The sequence below is a fragment of the Acidovorax temperans genome (assembly GCF_006716905.1).
Lineage (GTDB): Bacteria > Pseudomonadota > Gammaproteobacteria > Burkholderiales > Burkholderiaceae_C > Acidovorax > Acidovorax temperans.
Genome location: NZ_VFPV01000002.1, coordinates 1 through 23,024 on the forward strand (window position 1 = coordinate 1; position 23,024 = coordinate 23,024).

Genomic DNA, 23,024 nt, shown 5'->3' on the forward strand with positions numbered 1-23,024 from the left:
TGAAATCGCCTCCAGCGGGGGCACGTTGCCCAGGTCGGCGTGCGTCCACCGCAGCAGCGCTTCAGCGCCCACCAGCGCGTTGTCGCGCGCGCTAAACAGCGGCTGGTAATGCAGCGCCAGGCCGTGGCCGCCTTCCAGCTCGGCGCGCAGCGCTTGCTCGATCGCCTGGCGGCGCACCATGGCCTGGTTCATCGACGCGTCAAAGCGCACGCAGCGGTTCTTGCCCAGCTCCTTGGCGCGGTACATCGCCGTGTCTGCGTTGCTGACCAGGGCATCCATGTCCGGAGCGTCGTCGGGAAAGGACGCAATGCCGGCGCTGCACGTCACGTTCACCTGCTGACCGGCTTCGGTATAGGGGAGCTCAAAGACGCTGATGATCCGCTCGCCGTACTGACTCAGGGCCTCGTCATCCATGTTCTGGCGCAGGATCACGGCGAATTCATCGCCACCCATGCGCGAGATGCTGTCGCTGCGGCGCATCACCGACTGCAGGCGGCTGGCCACCTGGCGCAGCAGCCCGTCGCCCGCTGCGTGGCCGAAGGTGTCGTTGAGCGTCTTGAAGTTGTCCAGGTCGATGTAAATCAGGGCCACCTGCTGGCCTGTGCTGCGTGCCAGTTCCAGCTCGGCCGCCAGGCGTTCGTTGAAGGCGTGGCGGTTGCTCACATCGGTGACGGCATCGGTGTGCGCCAGCACTTGCAGGCGGTTTTCGGCCTCGCGCACCACTGCGCGGCTGCGCAGCACAATGGCCGTGGCCAATGCCATCACACAGGCGGCGATGAGCGAAGCGCTCAGAAAGCGAAAGCCCAGGCGCTTGTACACAGCCTCCATCGACTTGCGCACGTACAGGGTGCCCACTTCGGCATCCGCGCCGTGGATGGGGTGCGTGATCTCCAGCATGGTCCACCCGGCGCGCTCGGCAATGCGGTCCATGCCCGTGGCGCGCAAGGTGGTGGGGAATTGGGGGTCGCGCGAGCGGGCGTAGTGCGCAAACAGCACGCCGTCGCGGTCATACACACCGGCACTGAGCACCATGGACGATGAGCGCAGGGCCGACAGCATCTCGGTGGCGGTTTCGGTGTCGCGGAACACCACGGCGGCCGAGACGTTGTCGGCCACGATGGCGGCCTCCACGGCGCTGTCTTGCAGCATGGAGGCGCGTGCGCTCCAGTAATCCACCGCCGTGAGCGCCAGCACCACCGTGAGCAGTGCCAGCCCAGCCGTCCAGATGCCCGTGACGACCAGCTTGGACGACAGCAGCAGCGGCTGCAACTGCAGGGCCACGGTGGATGTGGGGGATGCCTTGCTTTTCATCGGGTGCCTTTGGCCAGGCGCAGCAGCCGGGAACTGATGGTGAGGCCGGCCTTGGTGGCCGCTTCGGCGTGGATGTGGAACACCACGCGCCCATCGGATTGCGCCAGCGCGATCACGATGTCGGGGTCCACGAAAGTCATGTCGTCGGCAATCGTCAATACGCCGTGGCCCTGCGGCGCGGCCCGCAGAGCGCGCAAGACATGTTCGGCATCAGGGTTGTGCACGATCAGGGCTTCGCACTCCCGCAGGGTGGCGACTTCCAGGTGCCGGATCTTGATGGTCTGGCCCCGGGTGGTCTGCTTGTTTTCCAGCGCCGTGAGCGAGCGCTTCAACGGGCTGAAGGGCGATACACAGACGGTGAATTCGTTGCCGCTTCCCTGCCTTTCGGGCCATTCGATGAACTGGATGAAGTTGAAGATGTAGGCGGCCTTCAGGTCCTGCTCTGCCACAGGCTCTGCGCTGTGCGCCGCAGTCCAGGCGCCGCACAGCAGGGCCAGCCACCACAGTGGCTTGCCGCAGGAGCGCAAGAAGCTGTGCATGGCTCAGAACGCGTAAGTGAGCTTCACGCGGAAGGTGCGCCCGTCCTGCCGCAGGGCGTCGTCCCGTATTTCCAGCGATGTGGCGCTGTAATGCCGCTGGTTGAACAGGTTGTAGATGCCCAGCGACACATCCACCTGCGAGATGCGCATGGAATAGTTCACATTGGTGAGGAGGTGCCCCGGCAGGTTGGTTCCGCGGGAGGTGCTGCGTGGCCCCACGCCAATGGCTTCGATGGCATAACGGCCCCGGCCCCAGGCGCTGGCGGGGGCTGCGCTCACCGTGTCAGACCACTGCACTTTGAGCAAATGGCGCGGCGAGTTGCTCAGCGTGCCATCCACGGACGAGTCGCGCGCTTTTTGCCAGCCATACACCAGGCGCAGGCGCTGCCCGGCTTGCCAGCGCTGCTCCAGCTCGGCCTCCACGCCGTGCACCTTGACCGAGCGCGTGTTGTCCAGCAGGAAGCGGTCGATGCTGGCTGCAGCGCTCATCGAAATGAGGTCTTTCACTTCAGAGCGGAAGGCCGTCAGCAGGTAGCGTGTGCCGCCGGAGGGGGCGTGCTCCAGCGCCAGTTCGGTGGTGCGCACACGCTCCGAGCGGACATGGTGCCTGTCCACAATGCCGCCGGGCAGGTCCACGCGGTAGTCGTGCTCGTATGCGTTGGGTGGTCGGTATGCGGTGCCGTGCAGCAGCTTGATGGCGGTGGCCGGGTTCCACCAGTACACCAGCCCCAGCCGCGGGTTCAGCGTGCCGGAGCTGCCCGTCTGCTTGCCCCAGCGCAGGCCGGTGTGCAGCGTCAGGTTGGGTTGCAGGGCGAACTCGTCCTGCACATACACGCCTGCCACGTCGCCTGTGCGCCGGGCGTTCAGGTACTCGGCGGGTGGGTCCAGGTCGGCGTTGGTCTGGGTGATGCGCGTGTCGCGCCGGTAGTCCAGGCCCCACACCAGCTTGTGGCGTGCCAGGGCTGTGCTCACCCACTGCAATTCGCCGCCCCACCATTGCCCGGTACCCACGTCGCGGTTGACGGTGAGCGGTGGGTAGTCGTACACATAGTCGCCCACGTACTGGTAGCGCGCTGCGTGGGCACGGCCGGTGAAGGCCAGCGTGGGCGAGACTTGCGCGGTGTACTCGGCCGCCAGGCGGGTGCTCTGGTCGGTGAACTGGGAGCGCGGGTCGTTGAACACCTGCGAGAACGCCGCCGTGGGCACGCCCTTGTGGCGCTCGGCATGCGCCAGGGTCAGCGCCAGGCCATCACGGCGCATGCGGGCAAACAGCTGGGTGCTGCGGTCAAAGTCCAGCCCCTGGGCCACGCCGTGGTTGCTGTTGGGGGCGTCGTAGCTTGGGAAGTAAAGGTCTGCCCCCCGGCGCGTGGCCCGGGTGGCTGCCACCAGCCAGTCGCCGCCGTAGGCATCCACGGTGCCCACCGACAGGCGCGCCTTGGCACTGCCCTGGCTGCCCGCTTCCACAGCCACCTGGGGCCCGGGCAATTGGCGCCCGTCGCGCGTGATGACGTTGACCACGCCAAAGAAGGCGTTGGCCCCGTACACGGCCGAGCCCGGGCCGGAGACAAACTCCACCCGCTCGATCAGGTCCAGATCAATCGGGAAGTCGGTGCCAATGCTGGCCTGGTCGTAGAGGTTGTCATTGAGCCGCACTCCGTTGACCAGCAACAGCACGCGCGTGTTGTAGTCGCCCGGCGTGGCAAAGCCCCGGGTGCCGAGGTAGTGGTAGGCGCGGTCGTAAGACACATACAGCCCGCGCATGCTGGCCAGCACCTCTGCCAGCGAGCGGTAGCCAAAAAGGCGGATGTCCTCGGCAGTGACCACGCTGACGGCCGCCGGAGCTTCCAGCGCGGTTTGCGCGTAGCGGCTGGCGGTGGTCACCTGCATCTGCATCAACTGTTCCAGTGGCAGATCGACCATGTCTGCCTGCGCATAGGCGCTGGTGATGCCCGCGAGCAGCCAGGAAATGACCAGGGGCCGCAGCGTGCGCTGGCGAGGGGGTGAGCCTCGTTTCATGGGCGTTGCACAGTCAGTGGCTGGCCGGTGGTCTGTCAAACAGGGTTAAACAGGGCGGCTGGCTAGCTACCAAAAGGAGGCCCCCCGGCTCTGCCGGGGAGGCAGTAGAAGTTTGACTTTTCAGGAGGTTGTCCACCGTAGAGACTTTCAATCGTGAGCCGCCAAGCAAACGAAAGGAAGAAACACGATGGACAAGTATGAAAGTTTGAGTCACACGGCCTGGGATTGCAAATATCACGTGGTCTTCATCCCCAAGTGTCGAAGGCGAACGCTGTACAAGCAGCTACGCGAACACCTGGGTGAGGTATTCAGAAAGTTGGCCGCGCAAAAGGAATGCAGGGTTGAAGAGGGGCATCTGATGCCCGATCACGTGCACATGATGCTGTCGATCCCACCGAAGTACTCGGTGTCGCAGGTGGTGGGCTTTATCAAAGGCAAGAGCGCAATCCACCTTGCGCGGGTGTACGGAGAGCGAAAGCGCAACTTCGTGGGTCAGCACTTCTGGGCGCGAGGGTACTTCGTCTCGACGGTGGGACGCGACGAAGCGGTGATACGGGAGTACATCCGAAACCAGGAGAAGGAAGACGAGAGGTTGGACCAACTCGGTCTATGGAGGTGAGTAGCCACCGATAGGTGGCCCCAAGAATGAGGGGCCGCGTTAGCGACCCCTTACAGCCGCTTTGAGCGGCTCACATCCCGAATGCCCCCGGCTTTGCCGGGGGATGGTTACTAGAAAAACATTTTTATCAGAATTGTCAATATTGTAGCAAATGACCTGTGCGTGCCTTGCTGCATACCCGTGTTGTAACGGAATGTGGGAGGTTTGCCGCGAATGCAGGCCTGAGCAGCCACACCGTATGGATGGCTGAGAGGAATGTGTTTTTAAGCCAAAAGTGGGTTTAGCGCCCGTGGATAAAGCGCCAGCAGCTATCAAAATGATACTGATTTGTGCCACCGGCCGCCGCAAAGCGGGGCGCAGTCAGCTGCTGGTTTGCCGGGGGTGGCCGAGCGCGCGCCCGGCCTTGCGGTACAGCGGGCACCACACCACCAGGTACAGCACCACGGCGCTGGCGGCCAGGGTCAGGCTGGGGCGGCTGGCCTCCCAGGCGAATTGCCAGGCCCAGTAGGCGTCGGCAAAGCCCACCAGCACAAAGGTGCCCAGCCCGGCTTCGGGCCCTTCGGCCAGCCACACGGCCACCGACACGGTGGTATGCAGCGCCACGGCCAGCAGGCTCAGCAGGGCATGCAGCGCAGACGCGGCCAGCGGCCGTTGTTCCAGCCAGTGCACCAGGCCCCGCGCGCTGGCGGGGTGGCCCACGGCGCTGCGCAGCACGGTGCCCAGCAGCCACCAGGCCCATGGCGTGGCCACGCGCGGGGTACCTGGGTATGGGTGGCGCGGGGCCTCTGCAGGGGGCTGCGCACGGCGCTCTGCTTGCAACGGGCGTGGTGCAGGCATGGCCGGTGCGCTGGCAGCGGGCTGTGCCTGGGTAGCCTGGTCCACGGCCATGACCATGGCGGGTGGAATGTCCTCACGCCGCTTCACGCCCACACGCAGCGCCACGGCGTAGTGGGTGGGCGTCATCAGCCGCTTGGGCACCCAGCGCACCGTGGCGGGGTCGGCTGCCAGGGCTGCGTCCACCATGGCGGGGGTGATGCGCGCACGCGGCATATCGGCCAGGGTTTGCGGGTGCAGCGCCAGCTGGCGGATGAGGCTGGCTTCGTCGGCATGGCCCAGGTGCCAGCGCGCCAGGGCGGTGAGCCAGCCCGTGTCTTCTGTGGGGGCCCATGCCGGCTGGTAGGGCGACTGCAGCGACAGCACGCTGCACGCGGCCAGCGCCGCCTGCGCGGTGTGGCCCAGCGCCTGGTAGGCGCGGGCCAGCACGTAGTGGGCGTGCTGGGGCGCTGGCACATGGGGCAGGCCGCGCAGGGCGTCGTCCACAGCCGCCTGGGGTTGGTTCACGGCCAGCTGCGCCCAGGCCCGCGCCACATGCCAGGCGCTGCCCTCGCGCGGTGCGCCCTGTTCGCGGGCGCGGCCCAGGTCGTTGTCGATCAGCGCGGTGGTCACTGCCACGGCCAGTTCGGTAGGCACCTGGGGGAACAGGTCGGGCTGGTCTTCCAGCGCGGCCACGCACACTTCCAGGCTGCGCAGTGGCGGTGGGATGTCTTGCAGCGTCCGCCCGTTGGCCTGGGCCGAGGCCAGGCACAACGCTGGCGTGAGCAGCTCTGCGGGCATATGCCGGATGAGGCGGCCGTTGGCGTGCAGCACGGCGCGCTGGGCCAGCGCGGGCGTGATCTGGCCCGGGGCCAGGTGCGCCAGGTTGGCGATATCAGCGTCCAGCGCCGCCTGCTCCAGGGCATTGGTGCGCAGCCAGTGGGGCACATCGCGCAAAGGCACACCGGCCCACACCGCTTGCAGGGCCTGTTCTGGCGTGAGCAGGCAGCCCCACACGGGCGCCGTTGGCTGTGCCGGGGGCTGGCTGCAGCGCTCGTCCCGCGCGTCCCAGGTGGGGTCGCCCGCGTACAGCTCGCGGGCCAGCAGCAGGGCGTCGCGGGTCATGCAGTGGGGCGGGATCTGCACCGCCACGTCCACACCCCGGCGCAGCAGGGCCTCCAGCCGCGCAGGGGTTTGCAAGGCAGCAGGCACCTGGGCCAGTGCGGCGGGGTGGGCTTGCAGGGCAGCATTGACCATGGCGTCGTCCAGCCACACGGCGGGCACCTGGCCCAGGGCTTGCGGCTGGTTCAGCACAGCGGCCAGCCACGCTGCGCGGGTGGTGGGCGCCTCGGTGTTTTCTGCCTCCTCGGCGGTGTTCAGCAAGGGGGCGGCGGTGTGCGCCAGCACCGCATCGCGCGCGTGCTGTGCGGCCAGCAGGGCGTCCACGCTGGGGGCGGCCATCAACCACAGCGACCACCAGGCGCCGTTTTCGTCGGCACCGGTCTGCGGGTAGAGGCTGATCCACAGCGCATTCGCTTCCGGCAGGTTCGCCCACTCGCCGCTCATGGGGCTGGGGGCCAAGGGGGTTTGCAAAGGCCGCCGCCATGCGGCCAGGGGCGTGCCCAGGCTCTGCGCGGGCGCTGCGTGTTCGGGGTCGGGGTCGGCCACGCCCCACTGCGCTTGCAGGTGCTGCACCAATGCCTGCCGGGCGTGGGCCAGTGCTTCGTGCAAGCTTGCTTCCATGAACGGGTAGGCCCTGCGCTGCGCCGGGCCCAGGTGGGTGTGCACCACGCGTTGCTGGGCCAGGGGCTGTGCTGCGTGTGGCTCCTGCGCCTGGGCCCATGCGTGCAGGCGGCTTTCGGCTTCGTGTGCCAGGGCCGTGGCTGCGGGGACGATGTGGTCCAGGCCTTCCAGGTGTTCCAGCCAGTCTGCCGCGTGGGGCCGGAAGAACGCGCGTAGCGCGCGGTGGCTGGCAGCGACCGCGCTGCGCCACAGAATCTGATCTTGCGCGTTGCAAAAAAGGACTTGTCCGCCCACGTAACGGGCGCGCCAAACCACCTGCCCTTCCCTGTCGATCCACACCACCTGCCCATCGCTGGCCAGAAAGGGCACCAGCGCGGTGTCGGGCTGGGTGGGCGGGATGGAGCCATCGCTCTCCGTGAGAGGCTCCCGCAGGCCTTGCGGTGCGGGCACCAACCGGCCGTCGGTGTGCAGCAAGCCCCAGGGGTTGGCATCGGGTGATGTTGTACTGGCAAGCCTTGCCACAGCGCATTCCAGCTCGGGCTGAAAGTCGGTGGCGTAGCTCAGCGCCGGGCCTGGCAGCGGGGTGCCGTGCAGGTCAAAAAAACGTGTTTCGTGGGTACGGTCTGCCACCAGCCCGCACGCCATCTGGTGCGACAGGCCCTGCCCGCCCCGCACCGCCACCTTGCCCCGCGTGTTCAGGTAGCCGCAGGGGCCTTCACCCGTGGCGGCGTCGGCGTAGTAGGCCAGCGCTTCGCTGTTGAAGGCATCCATGCGTGCGTGGCAGGGCTGCAGCACCCATTGCCCCTGCGCGTTGATGAGGCCCCAGGTCTTGCCGTTGGCCGACACCGCTGCCACGGCCTGTTCGTCGAAGCTGTGCGCCTGCGCAAAGCGCGGCGCCACCACCCACTGGCCCCGGTGGTCCACATAGCCCCACAGCGGCAGGTCGCGGTCGGGGTCCCAGGGCTGGGCCGGGGCCAGCCCCACCGCGCCAAAGTTGCCCAGGTCGGCAAACGTGGCGTTGCAGGTGAACTGGCCTTGCAGGTCGATGATGCGCCAGGCATGCGGCCCAATCTTGACGGCTGCCAGGCCGTTGCGTAGGGGGCGTGCGTCGTCAAACTGTGGCGCGATCACCTCCTGCCCCAGCAGGTTGAGGTAGCCCCAGCGGCCGGCCCTGCAAAAGCGGGCCACGCCGTCTTCGGTGAAGCCACGCGCGTTGTCCAGCGTGGGCGCCACCCGCCACTGGCCCTGTTCGTTGATGTAGCCCCAACCCCCATCGTGCGCCTGCGCCGCGCTGATGAAGCCGCCGTGCGGCGTGCTTTCAAACTCCACCACCTGGCGCAGCGCAGGCTGGGGCGCGATGGCGCGGTCGGCATGCACGATGAGCAGCGCGTACGCCTGGCAGTCCGCGTCCAGCGGGACCTTGGCCAGGCAGGGCGTTGCCGGGGCGGTCTGGGTCATCGGGTTGGGGTCCTCCGGGCGGCATCGTAGCCAGCGCCCGCCGCCGCCGTGGTAACCATTTGCACCCGTAGGCAAGAACCCGACACCTGGGAACCTCACCCCCAGTGCACCCCACGCTTCAGCCCCAGTGATTCCAATGAAAAAGGCCTCCAGCGCTTATGGGGTAAGCGCCAGCAGCTATCAATCAAATAGCAGCGACATTTGCGGTATGGCTGCCGTTGCACGGGGGCTTGCCTTCGCCGCGCTGGCGGCGTGGGCGTTGTGGGCCTGCCGGGCCAGCCATTGCGCCAGGGTTTTGCGCGTGCAGCGCTGCACGGCTTGCAGCTGCGCAAAGTCGGCGCTGGGCAGCTGCCACTGGGTGGTCAGGTCGTGCTGCATGCGGGCCAGCAGCGCGGCAGCCATCTCGGCATCGGCCAGCGCCCGGTGGGCGCGCTCGGCCCGCGGCAGGCCCAGGTGCTGCACCAGCGGCCCCAGCTTGTGCGTGGGAGCATCGGGGTACAGGCGACGCGACAGCAGCACCGTGCAGGCAAAAGGCTGCGGCGCCGGCACATCGGCGAGTTGCAGCTCGGCCTGCCAGAACTTGCTGTCAAACGATGCGTTGTGCGCCACCATGGGCGCCTTGCCCACAAAGCGCGCCGCATCGCGCATCACGGCGTCAGCACTGGGCGCATCCTGAAGCATGGCGTTGCTGATGCCCGTCAGCTCGGTGATGAAGGGCGGAATCCACGCCCCGGTTTTCATCAGGCTTTGAAAACGGTCCACCACCTGGCCGCCCTCCAGCAGCACGATGGCCACCTCGGTCGCCCGCGCACCCTGGCTGGGCGACATGCCGGTGGTTTCAAAGTCGATGACAGCAATGGGGGGCATGGGGGAAGGCAGGCAAACGCAAGGGGCTGGCCCCAAGGGTACAACGGCCGACCTTCCGCCCGGCGGGTGGGGTGCGCAGGGGCGCTGTCCGCCCCCTGTGGGCTCGTCGCCTCAGGGCATCGCCAGTTCCTTGTGCTCACCCAGGCTGCGCGGTGGCTCGCCGCTGACCACGGCCTTGGCCATCTTGAACAGCTGGGTGATCTTGGCTTCGTCCACATCCCAGTACTCGGCGTGGCGCACGCGCACCACCAGCAGGGCCAGGTCCGGGTCCGACACGCCGCCTGGGAACCAGGCCTGCGCAGCGGGCGACCACAGCGCTTCTTTCAGCGCCATGTCGTCTGAAAAACGTGCCTGGCCTGACAGCGAAACATAGCTGTCTGCGCTGGGGTCGGCATACGAGACATTGACCTCCCCGTCGGTGAGCAGGCGCTCGTACAGCTCGCCAGATTGGGGGATGAAGAAATACAGCTCGCCCTTCTCATCCACCTTGCGGTTCTGCGTGGTCAGCGGGTGCGCGTGCAGCATGCCCGATGACGTGCGGTGGGTGAGCATGGCGAAACGAATGTCTTTGATGAGCTTCCAGAGCGTTTCGTGGGCGGGGGAATCGTGTGTCATGGGCAGGTGCCTCCAGCGGTGTCAAAGGGATGGTGCGTGGCGATGGCCAGGCACTCCAATGCACTGTAGGAGGCAGCGCGGCGCGGCGGCGTCGGCAGCCCGCGCGCCTGCCTGTGGGGCGTTGTATGACACCTGCGCACACCCCGTGGCAGTGGCCTGCGCCGTCAGGCCTTCTTCAAAAAATCAGACTTCAGCAGCATGCTGCCCAGGTCCGTCTTGCAGTCCACGTTGTGGCCGTCGGCGCCATCGACCAGGCGGATGCTCTTGATCTTGGTGCCCTTCTTGAGCGTGGACGACGAGCCCTTGACCTTGAGGTCTTTCACCAGGATCACCGCGTCGCCATCGGCCAGCGGGTTGCCATTCGCATCACGTACGGCATCGCGCACGATGCCGTCGCCTGCGTCGGCGTCGGTGTCTGCCGTCTCGGCCACCTGGGGCCATTCAAAGGCGCAGTCGGGGCACACGTAGTTGCTGCCATCGGGGTAGGTGTTTTCCAGGCCGCATTGGGGGCAGGCAGGCACGGTATGGGGCATGGGGTTCTTTCTGGTTGTAGTGGTGAAACGGGGTGGCGACTTTACAGCGCTCACAGCGGCGCGCGTTGCTCCAGCGCAAACGGCGGCAGCCCTTTGAGCAGGCGCTGGCCGTAGCTGGTGCGCGTCAGGCGCTTGTCGTAGCAGTACACATGCGCCATGTCTTCTTCGGTGCGAATCGCGCGGCCCACCCATTGCGCCAGGCGGATGGCGGTGGCGGGCACCACGAGTTCGCTGAAGGGGTCGCGCCCCACGGCGCGCAGCCATTCGGCGCGGGCCTCGCCCACCGGGTCGTCGGGCGGGGCAAAGGGCAGCTTGGTGATGAACACCGATTCGCACAGCCGCCCCGGCAAATCCAGCCCCTCGCCAAACGACTGCATGCCAAAGATGACCGAGGGCTCGCCGTTGTCCACCCGCTCGCGGTGGCGGCGCAGCAGCTGCGTGCGCGGCAGCGCGTTCTGCACCAGCACCACGCTGCGCATGGCGGTGGGCAGCGCGTCCACGGCCTGGCGCATCTGCTCGCGCGAGGTGAACAGCACCAGCGCGCCGTATTCCACGCAGGCAATGTCGTGCAGCAGCGCTTCGACCATCTCGGTCGTGAACTGGGCTGCGTTCTTGGGGTCGGCGCGCGTCTCGGCGGCAATCAGCGTGCCCTGTGCGGCGTAGTTGAAGGGGCTGGGCACTTCGAGCGTAGTGGTGGCCTCGTCGCCATGCAGGCCCGCCTCGCGCAAGAAGAAATCAAAGTGCCCACAGCTGGTGAGCGTGGCCGATGTCAGCACCGCACCGCGCACCGCGCTCCACAGGTGGCTGCGCAGCGTGGTGCCGGGCAGGATGGGGCTGGCGTGCGCCTTGACCACGATGAAGTCGCCATCCACTTCCAGCGTGAACCATTTGGCGGCGGGAACAAACGTGTGATCAGCGCCCTCGGGCGCGTCCTGCAGCAGCAACTGGGCCGTGGCGTGCAGCTCTTCGAGGCGCGGGGCCAGCATGCCGATTTGCGCATACAGCGTGGACAGCCGCTTGGCCTCGTCGGGCTTGTCGCGCATCTCGGCGCGCAGGGCTTTGCTGATGGCGCGCAGCGCGTCGAGGAATCCCTCGGCACTCGCGGCCAGCAGGCCCAGCGGTGCGATGAGTTGCTCGGGCAATTCGCCGCGTGGCACACGCACGCGCGCCGGTCCCCAGGCGCTGGGCTGGCGCAGGGGATTCTCTGCACGAATCCTCGCGCCGTGGGCATCTGCGGGCTCGGGCGGTCTGCCGCGTTGCAAATGCTCGCCATAGCGCCCGCTATGGCTGTGCTTTGCGCCTTGCAGCCCATCCCGATCCGCAGCGCCCACTTGCCGCTCGATTCGCCCAGAGAATCCCTTGAGCTGCTCGCCGTACACATCCATCACGATGCGCGCCAGGTCCTGCAGCGTCTGCCGCAGCTGGGCCGAGTGCTTGGGGATGTCGGCAATCTCCTCCACCTCCAGCAGTGCCCCAATGCGCAGGCCCCGGCTGGCAAGGCGCTCGACCCAGGTGATGCGCGACAGGTCCATGCTGCACGCGAATTGATCCAAAGCGGTCGATGGGAGGTGGTGCGCCTCGTCCAGCACCAGGAGGCAGTTGTCCAACTCGGGCAGCACGCGCGCGCCCAGCGACGACAGCAGCAAATCATGGTTGGCCACGATCACTTGCGCACCCACCAGCTCCTTGCGTTTGTCGTAGTAGGTGCACTGGCTGAAGGCCGGGCAATGCTTGCCGGTGCACGACGCGCCCTCGGCCGCCACGGGGCTCCACACCTCGGGCTCGGGCGGCGTGTCCAGGCTGTCGCGGTCGCCATCCCACGCGCCTTTGGCCAGCGTCTGTGCCATCGTCGAATAGAACTGGATGCGCGCCTCGGTTTCATGCCGGGGGCGCTTGGCGCGGGCCGCGGCTTCTTCCTCGGCAAACAGGTCGTCTTCGCCCTCCTCCTCCGCCTCGCCATGGCCTGCGAGGCGGTCCAGCTTGAGCTTGCACACATAGCGCCCGCGCCCTTTGGCCAGCGCAAACTTGAAGGGCTGCGGCATCAGCGCGGCCAATGCAGGCAGGTCCTTGTTGACCAGTTGCTCCTGCAGCGCCACCGTGGCGGTAGAGATCAACACCCGCGTGCCCCGCGCCAGCGCCAGTGCAATGGCGGGTGCGCAATACGCCAGCGACTTGCCCACGCCCGTGCCCGCCTGGATGACGGCGATGGAGCGCGTGGGCGCGGGCTCGCCACTTTCTTCGTCCACCTTGCCCAGCGTGGCGCTGCTGAAGGTGCGCGCCACCTGCTCGGCCATCAGCCTCTGCCCGGCGCGGCTGCGGAAACCTTCGGTGGCGCTGACCACCGCATCAAACGACTGCAGGGCCGCCTGGGCCCATTCTGTAGAAGACATAACCACCTGCTTTGAGGGGTGAGAGTGTGGCACGGCCGGGGAATTTTTACTGTATGCATGCAAGGGGTATCTATTTAGCTCCAGTGGCATCAGAATAGCTGGATGGAAACCCAGATGCTAACGCCAACTCCTGGACGGGACTACCCCCGCACCTGGAACGAATTTCTTGACTGGTTTGCCACCGAAGAGGCTTGCCAGGCGTTCCTGGAGAAGCTTCGGTGGCCCCAAGGCTTCGTCTGCCCGCGTTGCGGCAACGCTGGCGATGTGTACCGCGCCAGCCGCACCCGCCTGATGTGCCGCTCATGCCAGTACCAAGGCACAGTGACATCTGGAACCATCTTTGACAAGACGCGCACACCGCTGCGTGTCTGGCTGGCTGCAGCTTGGTACCTGACCAATCAGAAACAAGGCGTGAGCGCCCTGGGGCTGCAGCGCGTATTGGGTTTGGGGAGCTACCAGACCGCCTGGACCATGCTGCACCGGTTTCGACGTGCCATGGTCCGCCCGGGTCGGGACAAGCTCAAGGGGCTTGTGGAGGTGGATGAAACGTACCTGTCCATCACGGATCGCAAGAATCCCGCCACCCCTGCAGGGCGCAAGAGCAGTACCACCAAAGTGTTGATGGTCATGGCGGTGGAGATCGTGGAGCCCAAGGGGTTTGGGCGCATCCGGTTACGCCGCATTGACCGAGACGCCGCCACCCACGTAATCCCCTTTGTGCAGGAGGTGGTCGAGCCTGGAGCCCAGGTACGCACGGATGGTTCGGCGGCATACCGCGCTCTGGGAGAACTGGGTTACACCCACCAGCGCACCGTCATGCTCGGCTCAGGCGTACCTGCCCATGTCTCCATGGCGGGAGTGCACCGGGTCGCCTCACTGGTACAGCGCTGGGTGCTGGGAACACATCATGGCTCTGTACAGCCAGACCACCTGGACGCCTATCTCGATGAATTCGTGTTCCGTTTCAACCGGCGCACATCCAACTCACGCGGGATGCTGTTTTACCGCTTGCTGCAGCAAGCGGTGGTTACGCCGCCAGTGACGTATGGGGATGTCGTGAGCAAGAACACCGGGGAGAGCCAATCGGATACCATTGCTGGATGAAATCACAGTATCAACGGGGCTGCTGGAGCTAAATAGATACCCCTTATGCATGCCCAGGTTTTTTGGCGGACGGGGTTGCCTGTGCCGGGCAAGCCCCCTGTTTCGCGGCGATTTCGCGTTTTTTCGTGTTGCTGCGCGAACAGCCGCCCTCCTTTTTCGGTTTGCTGGGGTGCGAACTTTTCCCAAGAGCCTGGGCGATCAGCCCCTTCCTGCCGGCGACCCCCCTCTTTTGGCCCCTTTCCCCTACTTTTGGACCCCTGTTTTGATTAATGAAAATTATTAAAACGAGGTTTCTGGATTTTTCTGAAGGCAATCCGAGATTTTTTGAAAAATCTCATTTCAAATTTTTATTTTCATTCCATGGAAAATATGAAAATTTTTCTGAATTTTATAATTTGCGCCAGATGAGTGTTAATGAAAATCATGAAATATCCAGAGAAAATTCAGATCCTGCGCATGATTTTTGTGAAGCTATCCGTAAAAAATGGATGCAAACAGATATTGCAGCCCACCTCAGAAAATCGGAAGTCCATAAAAACACCTTAGTGAAATAAACCTTGAACGACAATATCAGAGAAGCATTCCGGTGTCTTTCTGACCACTCGGAAAAAATGATCAAATTGCACTGTATTGATCGTGAACTTATCGTTTGTGCCATTTGTAGGCTATAAACAGTGTTACATGCGACTATCCCGGGCCCCATGTCGAACTACACGTTCACCGCTTCACTGCTGGATTCCCTGACGATAGGTATGTGCGATTTTGACGAGCAGGACCGGACGGTGCTGTGGAACGAGCATTTCCTGCGCTTCTTTCCAGAACACGCAGACCACATCCATTCCGGGGAGCCCTACCAAGAGAACCTGCGGCGTTTTTACCGTGTGCGCCTGCCAGCAGAACCTCAGGCCTCGATAGAACGCTATGTTCAGGACCGCATCAAAAGGCATAGATCACAAGTAGGTGCTTACATGTTCACACACCGGGGCCGCCAGCTGCGCGTGGCCTGCGTGGGCCAGCCCAATGGCGCCAGGGTGCGCGTGTGGCAAGACCTCTCGGCGATGGAGTCCGTTTTGCTGAACCTGGCGGGCCAGCAGGACTCAGCCCTACCGCAGGGGGTAGGCCCGACGGGCCAGCAGGCGCTGCGGATGTTTGACCAGCTCAGCGATGGCATCGCCGTCCACGACGAGCAAGGTCGTATCATTTTTGCCAATGATCGTTTTCTGGCGATCTACGGTTTGCGCACGCAGGAAGACGCCTGGGGCAAGACGCTGGAAGAGATTGTTCGGCTCCAGTGGGCGCGTGCGGGCGAGGAGGTCAGCCAGCAACATCTGTTCGACATGCAAGCTGCCTTGCAGGACGGCATCCACTTTTTGGGCATTCCGTTCGAAATGCCCTTGGCCGGCCAACGGTGGGTGCGCGCTACCTTGAGCGCGGGCCCGGGCAAGCAGTCGTGCACCTCGCATGCGGACGTCACGCAGGAAAAGCGGGCGATTTCCGAGATGGTGCAGCTCAACAAAAAGCTCTTGCTGGAGAGCCACTGCGACTCCCTCACCGGCCTGTTGAACCGCCGCGGGCTGTTGCCTTTGCTGCAGCAGGTCACCGACACGCCGGGCAAGCACGCCTTGCTGTTCATCGACCTGGATGGCTTCAAACAGGTCAATGACACGGCCGGCCATGCCCAGGGCGATGTCGTCTTGTGCCAGATGGCTGCGGCGTTGCAGGGCTGTGTGCGCAGCGGCGATGCCCTGGCGCGCATCGGAGGCGACGAGTTCGTTCTGCTGCTCACATGCTGCACCCCCCAGCAGGCCCTGGCGGTGGCTGAAAAGATGGTCCAAGTGGTGCGCTCCACCCCCGTGGTGATCGATGGCCAGGTGTTTGAGGTGGGAGCGAGCGTGGGCGCACGCAGCTTCAGCGACCGGGCCGATGGGGCAAATGTGTTGTTGAACGACGCGGATGCCGCCTGCTACGAAGCCAAGCGCCAGGGCAGAGGCCGTGTGTCGCTTTTCAATGCAATTGCTTGATCCGGTATTCGGAAAATAATGCTCCGGCGAGGTAGTATATTTTTCTGAGGGGGCGAAATGTGGCTCCCATAAAATAATCACTGAAAATCGTTGGATTCGACGAGGATATATGCGCATCCCCGTATTTTTAGATTCTCCGAAGTGATTTTCCTGCGCACGGAATGCGCCCCCACCTACAGGGCTGAAGTCAATCGGCTTTTAGCGTGGAGGCCATGAAAAACCCTCCACACCCCACCCCTTCGCCCGCCAACCTCCCCGGCCCCGCGCCAGATGCCCTGCCCGACGAGCGCAAGGAGCCTGCCTCGCCCGTGCCGGTGCGCTCCGAGCGGCGGGTGGACACCACCCAGCGCCCCGAAGCGCAGGCGCAAACGCCCAAGAGCCACCCGGAAGCCTTGCAAGAGCCCGAAGCCCGCTTGCCGCACGAACGCGATGAAGCGACGGACATGACGGGCGGTATTCCGTCGCGCGAAGTGCGCCAGGCCTACGAGGATGTGACCCGGGGCCTGACCGACACCGACAAAGGCCCGCCCATGCACCGCGCCTACCAGCAGCAAAAGAAGTGACGGGGTGGATCAGGGCCTGCACGGCGCAGGCCTCAGCCTCAAGGCCAGATGATCTTAGATGCTATTGTTTTAATAGCTACTGGCGCTTGTTGGACGGGCGCTATAGGCCAAAAAGGCTCAAAACTGCCGGGTGCGGTCAGCCGCGCTCGCGCAGCGCGCGCTCAATGCGGTCGCGCCGCACCGTGGTCTTGGGTACCTTGAACGGGAACCACATGCGCACGTCCTCTTCCAGGCCGATGCCGTGCATGTAGTTGTAGATGGCTTTCTTGAGCCCCGCGCCCAGCGCGTCGTGGTCCACGCCCGTGGGGTCGATGAAGGCCACGTCGTTCTTGGCAAAGTCGCCCGGGGGCAGCGGGGCCAGCGTCACGCCGTATTCCTCGGGGTTCTTCCCCACCGGTGAATGCACGGTGCAGGCAAAGCGGTGAAAGAACCCGCTCTGGATGCAGCCGTTGGCAAACAACTGGCGCACGTATTCGAGCGCGTCCACCGTGTCCTGCACCGTCTGCGTCGGAAAACCGTACATCAGGTATGCATGCACCAGGATGCCTGCGTCGCTGAAGGCCTTGGTCACGCGCGCCACCTGGTCTACCGACACGCCTTTTTTCATGAGGCTCAGCAGCCGGTCTGATGCCACTTCCAGCCCGCCGGAGATGGCGATGCAGCCACTGTCGGCCAGCAGCTCGGCCAGTTCGGGGGTGAAGGTTTTCTCAAACCGCACATTGCCCCACCAGCTGATGCCGGTGCCGCGCGCAATCAGTTCGGTGGCCAGCGCCTTGAGCGCCTTGGGGGGTGCGGCTTCGTCCACAAAGTGAAAGCCGGTCTGCCCCGTCTCGCGCACGATCTGCTCGATGCGGTCGGCCAGCACGCCCGCGCTCGCGCCTTCGTAGCGGCTGATGTAGTCCAGGCTTACGTCGCAAAAGCTGCATTTCTTCCAGTAGCAGCCGTGCGCCACCGTGAGCTTGTTCCAGCGCCCGTCGCTCCACAGCCGGTGCATGGGGTTGAGCATGTCCAAGAGCGACAGGTAGCGGTCCAGCGGCAGGCCGTCCCAGGTGGGGGTGCCCACCTCGGCAAAGGCAATGTCGGCTTCCATCATGTTGATGTACTGCACCGCGCCATCGTCACCGCGCACAAAGGTGCGCACCAGCCGCTGGCGGCCGCGCTCGCCGCGCAGGTGCTCCAGCAGCGCCAGCAGCGGGCGCTCGCCAGAGTCGAGCGTCACGTAATCAAAGTGGTCGAACACGCGCGGGTCGGCCAGCTCGCGCAGCTCGGTGTTCACAAAGCCGCCACCCAGCACGGTGGTGATGTGCGGGTGCCGCGCCTTGATGGCCTGCGCAATGCGAAAGGCCGCATACACCGAGCCGGGGAAGGGCACCGAGAGCAGCACCACATCGGGCCGATGCCTGGTGATGGCCTCGTGCGTGAGCTGCTCCAGCAGCTCATCCACCAGCGTGGGCGGTGTAGCCAGTGCGTTTGCCAGCGGGTCAAACGTGGGCTGGCTGCCCGCCAGCGATTCGGCATAGCGCACAAACTCAAAGCGCTCGTCTACCGCATCGCGCAGCACATCGGCCAGGTCGTTCAAATACAGCGTGGCCAGGTGCTTGGCCTTGTCCGTCAGGCCCAGGGCGCCAAAGGCCCAGCCCAGCGGGTCGCCGCCTTCATCGTCCACGTACACATCCAGCGATGCAAAGCGGGGCCCCTCGGGCAGGTAGTGGCGGCCCACGATGCGGTGGGCGAGCGTGCTGTCGCGCCCTTGCAAAAAGGCAATAGCGGGGCCGATAGTGGCGAGGTAGCGGTCTTGCTGCTCGGCAAAGCTCTGCACAGCAGCGCTGCGCTTTTTGGGCGGCAGCGCATCCACCTTGGCGGCAATGGCGCGCAGCCCCTCAGGCGAGAGCAGGCGCAGCACCAGGGCCAGCGCCAGGTCTTCCTGCACCGCATCCACCCCGCGCGAACGCAAGAACCCTGTGAGGTAGGCGGTGGAGGGGTAGGGCGTGTTCAGCTGCGTCATCGGGGGGATGACGGACAGGACGCGTAGGGCGGGTGGCGTTGGCGTGACGGCGGACATGGTGGATACGGAAAGCAAGCGATGCCGCCGTGAAAAGGTCGGTGCAGGCCCTGGATTATCCGGGTGTACCTTGCCCGTTGCTGGCCGCGGCCTCTGGCAACGGTGCGGCGGGGCTGCCCGCCAGATAGTTGTTCTTCACCCGCACATAGTGCTCGGCCGAATACTTCAGGTACGCAATCTCTGCATCGGTGAGCGCGCGCTGGCGCACCGCAGGGCGGCCGATGTAGAGGTAGCCGCTTTCCAGCACCTTGCCGGGCGAGACCAGGCTGCCTGCGCCCAGCATCACGCGGTCTTCGATCACCGCGTCGTCCATCACGATGGAGCCCATGCCGATGAGGCATTCGTTGCCAATGCGGCAGCCGTGCAGGATGACCGAGTGGCCCACGGTCACGTAGTCGCCAATCACCAGCGGCGAGCCTTCGGGCTTGCTCGCGTTGCGGTGCGAGACATGGCCCATGGTCAGGTCCTGCACATTGCTGCAGCGGCCCACGGTGATGCGGTTCACATCGCCGCGCAGCACGGCGTTGCACCACACCGAGCTGTCATCGCCCAGTTGCACATCGCCAATCACTTGTGCGCTGGCATGCACGAAAACATGGCTGCCCAGTTGGGGCGCGGCGTCAAGGTAAGGTTCCAGGGGCATGGGCATCAGGGGGTGTTTGAACAAAAAGCCTGGCGCAAGCGGGGCCGTGGTCCACAGCGTAGTGCAAAACACCGCGCCCGTGCGGTGCCCGGCTTTATCCTTGGCGCCCCAGGAGACCCCCATGCACACCCACCCCACCGACCCCGCCACACGCGCTGCTGCCGAGCACGCGGCCGCTTTGCTGGAGCAGGCCGACGCCCTCATCGTGGCCGCTGGTGCCGGCATGGGGGTGGATTCCGGCCTGCCCGACTTCCGGGGCAATGAAGGGTTCTGGCGTGCCTACCCTGCGCTGGCGCAGGCGCGGCTGGACTTTGCCTCCATCGCTTCGCCCGCAGCGTTTCGTGAGGCGCCCGAGCTGGCCTGGGGCTTCTACGGCCACCGGCTGGCGCTGTACCGCCGCACGGTGCCCCACGCGGGCTTTGGGCAACTGCAGCGCTGGGGCGCGCGCATGCACCAGGGCCTGAGCGTGTTCACCAGCAATGTGGACGGTCAGTTCCAGATGGCAGGCTACTTTGCCGACGCGGTGCATGAATGCCACGGCTCCATCCACCATCTGCAGTGCCTGGAAGGCTGCAGCGACGCCATCTGGCCTGCCGACGACTTTGTGCCTGATGTAGATGAAAGCACCTGCCGCCTGCGCAATGCACCCCCGCGCTGTCCCCACTGCGGTGGCCTGGCGCGGCCCAACATCCTCATGTTCAACGACTGGGACTGGCTGGAGGCGCGCACCGCCGCCCAGCACGCACACCAGCAGCGCTGGCTGCAGGGCGTGCGCCGCCCGGTGGTGATCGAGCTGGGGGCGGGCACGGCCATTCCGTCCGTGCGCCACTTCAGCCACCGCATTCTTCACGCGCACGGTGGCCGCCTCATTCGCATCAACCCCCGTGAATGCGAGGTGCCTACGCGCAGCGACGTGGGGCTGCGCCTGGGCGCGGCGCAAGGGCTGGCGCTGGTGGAGCAGGCCCTGGGCGTTGCGTGATCGGTGAGTCTTCAGGCCTTGCTAGCGCGCTGCGCCAGCGCCCCCACCACCCGCGCTGCAGCGCGAATGTCTTCATCGCCATAACCCGCGTAGCCAAACAGCCAGCCACGGCGGTCTGATTGCACGGCATAGCGCGACAGCGGGGCCAGCATCACGCCCGCCGCTTGCGCGCTGCGGGCCAGGGGCTCGTCGTCAATGCCTACCGGCACTTCGTGCAGCAGGTGCATGCCCCGGTCGCTGGGCTGCAATTGCAGTGCGCCGTCGCTTGCATCGGCCAGGGTGTCGATCAGCCATTGCTGGCGGTGCAGGTACAGCTCGCGCATGCGGCGCAAGTGGCGCAGCAGGTGGCCTTCTGCAATGAAGCGGGCCAGCACCGCCTGCGTGTCGCCGGGCGCATGCCGGTCGGTGATGGCGCGGGCCATGGCAAAGGCTTCGACCAGCGCAGGCGGCACCACCACAAAGCCCAGGCGCAGGCCGGGGTGCAGCGTTTTGCTGAAGGTGCCCACGTACAGCACGCGCTCCGACCCCGGTAGGCTGCACAGCGCAGGCACGCGCTGGGCGGCACTGCCGTATTGAAATTCGCCGTCGTAGTCGTCTTCCACCACCCAGGCATCGTGCGCGCGCGCCCATTGCAGCAGGGCCTGGCGGCGTGGCAAATCCATGCGCACGCCGGTGGGGAACTGGTGCGTGGGCGTCACCACGGCCATGCGCGCGGCAGGCCACTGCGCCGCGCCCTGCGCAATGCACAGGCCGCTGGCGTCCAGCGGCACAGGCCTTGCCAGTGCGCCGTGCCCCAGCAGGCTGGCGCGGATGCCGGGGTAGCCAGGGTCTTCCACCAGCACCTCGTCGCCCACATCCAGCAGCAGGCGCGCAATCAGGTCAATGCCCTGCTGCGAGCCCGAGCACACCACCACCTGCGCCGCATCGCACCGAATGCCGCGCGACGCCCACAGCCACTGCGCCACGGCCTGGCGCAGGTCAGGGTCGCCCGCCGGGTCCAGGTAGTGGGCGCGGGCGGTGCGCTGGGCCTGGCTGGCCTGGCGCGCCAGGCGGTCCCACACGGCAAACGGAAAACTGGCCACCTCGGGCGCGCCAATGCGAAAGGCCCGCGCCGGCACCAGCGGCGGGCGCCAGCGTGCGGCCGTGTCGGCCACCAGCTGCCCGCGCTGCGACAGGCCCCGGGGCGGCATTGCCAGCGCGGGGGCGCTGGCACGCGGGCGCTGGGCCAGGGCCTGCGCCACATAGGTGCCATCGCCCACGCGGGCCTCGACATAGCCCTCGGCCAGCAGGCGCTGCACGGCCCACAGCACCGTGTTGCGCGATACGCCCAGCAGCCCCGCATGGGTGCGAGAAGGCGGCAACCGCGTGCCCGCAGGCCAGCGGCCCTGCTCGATGGCGCTGCGCAATTGCGCATACACCTGCTGGCGCAAGGTGGCCGATGAAGGCGCGGCGCTGGGTGTGGAATTGGCTCTGGCAATGGGCATCAATTGGCTCCCTATGGATGCGCTATGGCTCCTAAACTGAAGAACCATTGTAAAAACCCCCGTTGGAACTTCACCCATGGCCGCACCGCACTCCGCCACCGTCGTCTGGACCCGTGGCACCGATGACTTTCTGGACCAGCGCTACCACCGCAGCCACCAGTGGCGGTTTGATGGCGGTGCCACCGTGGCGGCGTCCTCGTCGCCCCATTTGGTGCCCCTGCCCTACTCGGATGCCGCGGCGGTGGACCCTGAAGAGGCCTACATCGCCGCCCTGGCCAGTTGCCACATGCTGTGGTTTTTGGACATTGCCAGCCGCGCGGGCTGGCGCGTGAACCGCTACACCGACGCGGCCACGGGCACCATGGCCAAGGATGCCGAAGGCCGCCTGGTGGTAAGCCACGTGCAACTGCACCCCGTCACGGTGTTTGATGCAGCCCACGCGCCCACCGCGGCGGTGCTGGCCGACCTGCACCACCAGGCGCACGCGGCGTGCTTTCTGGCGAACTCGGTCAAGACGCAGATCGACTGCGTGCCCGTCTTGCAAACGGAAGGCGCCTGACATGGCCAACGCCAACCGCCAGTTTCAGGTGACGGACCCTGCCACCCTGCAGGCGCTGGTGCGCACGCAGCCGCTGGCCACGCTGGTCATTGCGCACGAGGGGGCGCTGCACGCCAACCACATCCCCCTGTTCCTCGACCCGCACCAGGGCCCGCACGGCACGCTGCTGGGCCATGTGGCGCGGGCCAATGGCGTGTGGCCCCTGCTGCCGCAGCAGGCCGTGGCCGTCTTCCATGGGCCGCAGGCGTACATCTCGCCATCGTGGTACCCGTCCAAGGCGGTGGACGGCAAACAGGTGCCCACCTGGAACTACGCCGCCGTGCACGCCCACGGCACCCTGCGCGTGCTGGACGGCGAAGGCCCCTTGCGTGACATGCTGCACCGCCTGAGCGATGCGCAAGAAGCCCACCGCCCGCATCCCTGGCGGGTGGACGATGCCCCGCCCGATTACCTGGAAAAAATGCAGCGCGCCATCGTGGGCGTGGCGCTGGAGGTGCAGCGCTGGGAAGGCGTATGGAAGGTCAGCCAGAACCGCACCGACGAAGACCGCGCGGGCGTGGTGCAGGGCCTGCAGGCCGAAGGCACCCCCGCCGCCGAAGACATGGCTGCCCTAGTGCTGGGGCTGTCGATGGGCTGAGATGTGTGGTGAAGTTGCTATTGAATCAATAGCTGATAGCGCTTGATAGTAAAGCGCTGGAGCCTGTT

Annotated in this window: 19 protein-coding genes; 8 read left to right on the forward strand and 11 right to left on the reverse strand. The window is 65.8% G+C overall.

Annotated elements, in window-relative coordinates; translation table 11 throughout:
• The 3 genes from BDD18_RS08195 to BDD18_RS08205 form a co-directional block, all read right to left on the reverse strand.
• Positions 1–1,311 (reverse strand): diguanylate cyclase domain-containing protein (locus tag BDD18_RS08195; protein WP_142082605.1); only part of this gene is annotated, 1,311 nt, incomplete at its 3' end.
• Positions 1,308–1,850 (reverse strand): YfiR family protein, encoded by a 543-nt coding sequence (locus tag BDD18_RS08200; protein WP_142082608.1) that lies wholly within the window; start codon positions 1,848–1,850, stop codon positions 1,308–1,310. The genes BDD18_RS08195 and BDD18_RS08200, both read right to left, overlap by 4 nt.
• 3 nt (positions 1,851–1,853) lie before the next feature.
• Positions 1,854–3,866: a TonB-dependent receptor plug domain-containing protein gene (locus tag BDD18_RS08205; protein WP_244939042.1), complete on the reverse strand. Its 2,013-nt coding sequence runs from the start codon at positions 3,864–3,866 to the stop codon at positions 1,854–1,856.
• 187 nt (positions 3,867–4,053) lie between these two features.
• Here BDD18_RS08205 and tnpA point away from each other — a divergent pair, with 187 nt between their 5' ends.
• The gene (gene tnpA, locus BDD18_RS08210) at positions 4,054–4,485 is read left to right on the forward strand and encodes an IS200/IS605 family transposase (RefSeq protein WP_026437438.1); all 432 of its coding nucleotides are present in this window, start codon (positions 4,054–4,056) and stop codon (positions 4,483–4,485) included.
• Positions 4,486–4,845: 360 nt separating this feature from the next.
• Here the strand turns inward: tnpA and BDD18_RS08215 are convergent, their stop codons facing one another.
• The 5 genes from BDD18_RS08215 to dinG all read right to left on the reverse strand — a co-directional run bounded on the left by BDD18_RS08215 (position 4,846) and on the right by dinG (position 12,904).
• On the reverse strand, positions 4,846–8,499 hold the full coding sequence (locus BDD18_RS08215; RefSeq protein ID WP_142082610.1) for a WG repeat-containing protein: 3,654 nt from the start codon (positions 8,497–8,499) through the stop codon (positions 4,846–4,848).
• A 180-nt stretch (positions 8,500–8,679) separates the two neighbouring features.
• Positions 8,680–9,366, reverse strand: coding sequence for a 3'-5' exonuclease (locus tag BDD18_RS08220; RefSeq protein WP_142082613.1), 687 nt, complete (start codon positions 9,364–9,366; stop codon positions 8,680–8,682).
• Between the two features lie 111 nt (positions 9,367–9,477).
• Complete coding sequence (locus tag BDD18_RS08225) at positions 9,478–9,981, reverse strand: pyridoxamine 5'-phosphate oxidase family protein (RefSeq protein WP_142082616.1); 504 nt, start codon at positions 9,979–9,981, stop codon at positions 9,478–9,480.
• Between the two features lie 164 nt (positions 9,982–10,145).
• Positions 10,146–10,514, reverse strand: a complete 369-nt coding sequence (locus BDD18_RS08230) for a zinc ribbon domain-containing protein YjdM (RefSeq protein ID WP_142082618.1) — start codon at positions 10,512–10,514, stop codon at positions 10,146–10,148.
• Between the two features lie 50 nt (positions 10,515–10,564).
• Positions 10,565–12,904 carry an ATP-dependent DNA helicase DinG gene (gene dinG / locus BDD18_RS08235; RefSeq protein WP_142082620.1) on the reverse strand — a complete coding sequence of 780 codons (2,340 nt, stop codon included), beginning with the start codon at positions 12,902–12,904 and terminating at the stop codon, positions 10,565–10,567.
• Positions 12,905–13,006: 102 nt separating this feature from the next.
• Here dinG and BDD18_RS08240 point away from each other — a divergent pair, with 102 nt between their 5' ends.
• From BDD18_RS08240 to BDD18_RS08255, 4 genes are all read left to right on the forward strand, one after another.
• Positions 13,007–14,008: an IS1595-like element ISCsp2 family transposase gene (locus tag BDD18_RS08240; RefSeq protein ID WP_142081377.1), complete on the forward strand. Its 1,002-nt coding sequence runs from the start codon at positions 13,007–13,009 to the stop codon at positions 14,006–14,008.
• A gap of 269 nt (positions 14,009–14,277) precedes the next feature.
• Positions 14,278–14,562 carry a hypothetical protein gene (locus BDD18_RS08245; RefSeq protein WP_142082622.1) on the forward strand — a complete coding sequence of 95 codons (285 nt, stop codon included), beginning with the start codon at positions 14,278–14,280 and terminating at the stop codon, positions 14,560–14,562.
• 147 nt (positions 14,563–14,709) lie between these two features.
• Positions 14,710–16,029 (forward strand): sensor domain-containing diguanylate cyclase, encoded by a 1,320-nt coding sequence (locus tag BDD18_RS08250; protein ID WP_142082626.1) that lies wholly within the window; start codon positions 14,710–14,712, stop codon positions 16,027–16,029.
• Between the two features lie 212 nt (positions 16,030–16,241).
• Positions 16,242–16,592, forward strand: a complete 351-nt coding sequence (locus tag BDD18_RS08255; protein WP_244939043.1) for a hypothetical protein — start codon at positions 16,242–16,244, stop codon at positions 16,590–16,592.
• 136 nt (positions 16,593–16,728) lie between these two features.
• Here the strand turns inward: BDD18_RS08255 and BDD18_RS08260 are convergent, their stop codons facing one another.
• Both BDD18_RS08260 and BDD18_RS08265 read right to left on the reverse strand, forming a co-directional pair.
• Complete coding sequence (locus BDD18_RS08260; RefSeq protein WP_211360725.1) at positions 16,729–18,654, reverse strand: B12-binding domain-containing radical SAM protein; 1,926 nt, start codon at positions 18,652–18,654, stop codon at positions 16,729–16,731.
• 55 nt (positions 18,655–18,709) lie between these two features.
• Positions 18,710–19,297, reverse strand: coding sequence for a gamma carbonic anhydrase family protein (locus BDD18_RS08265; RefSeq protein WP_142082630.1), 588 nt, complete (start codon positions 19,295–19,297; stop codon positions 18,710–18,712).
• 121 nt (positions 19,298–19,418) lie between these two features.
• Between BDD18_RS08265 and BDD18_RS08270 the strand changes: the two genes are divergently transcribed.
• Positions 19,419–20,276: an SIR2 family NAD-dependent protein deacylase gene (locus BDD18_RS08270; protein ID WP_142082633.1), complete on the forward strand. Its 858-nt coding sequence runs from the start codon at positions 19,419–19,421 to the stop codon at positions 20,274–20,276.
• Positions 20,277–20,287: 11 nt separating this feature from the next.
• Here BDD18_RS08270 and pdxR read toward each other — a convergent pair whose 3' ends face one another.
• Positions 20,288–21,760: a MocR-like pyridoxine biosynthesis transcription factor PdxR gene (pdxR, locus tag BDD18_RS08275; RefSeq protein WP_142082636.1), complete on the reverse strand. Its 1,473-nt coding sequence runs from the start codon at positions 21,758–21,760 to the stop codon at positions 20,288–20,290.
• A gap of 76 nt (positions 21,761–21,836) precedes the next feature.
• Here pdxR and BDD18_RS08280 point away from each other — a divergent pair, with 76 nt between their 5' ends.
• Together BDD18_RS08280 and BDD18_RS08285 are read left to right on the forward strand one after the other, a co-directional pair.
• Positions 21,837–22,319, forward strand: a complete 483-nt coding sequence (locus BDD18_RS08280) for an OsmC family protein (protein ID WP_142082638.1) — start codon at positions 21,837–21,839, stop codon at positions 22,317–22,319.
• Position 22,320: 1 nt separating this feature from the next.
• Positions 22,321–22,956 (forward strand): FMN-binding negative transcriptional regulator, encoded by a 636-nt coding sequence (locus BDD18_RS08285; protein WP_142082640.1) that lies wholly within the window; start codon positions 22,321–22,323, stop codon positions 22,954–22,956.
• Positions 22,957–23,024: the final 68 nt, after the last annotated feature.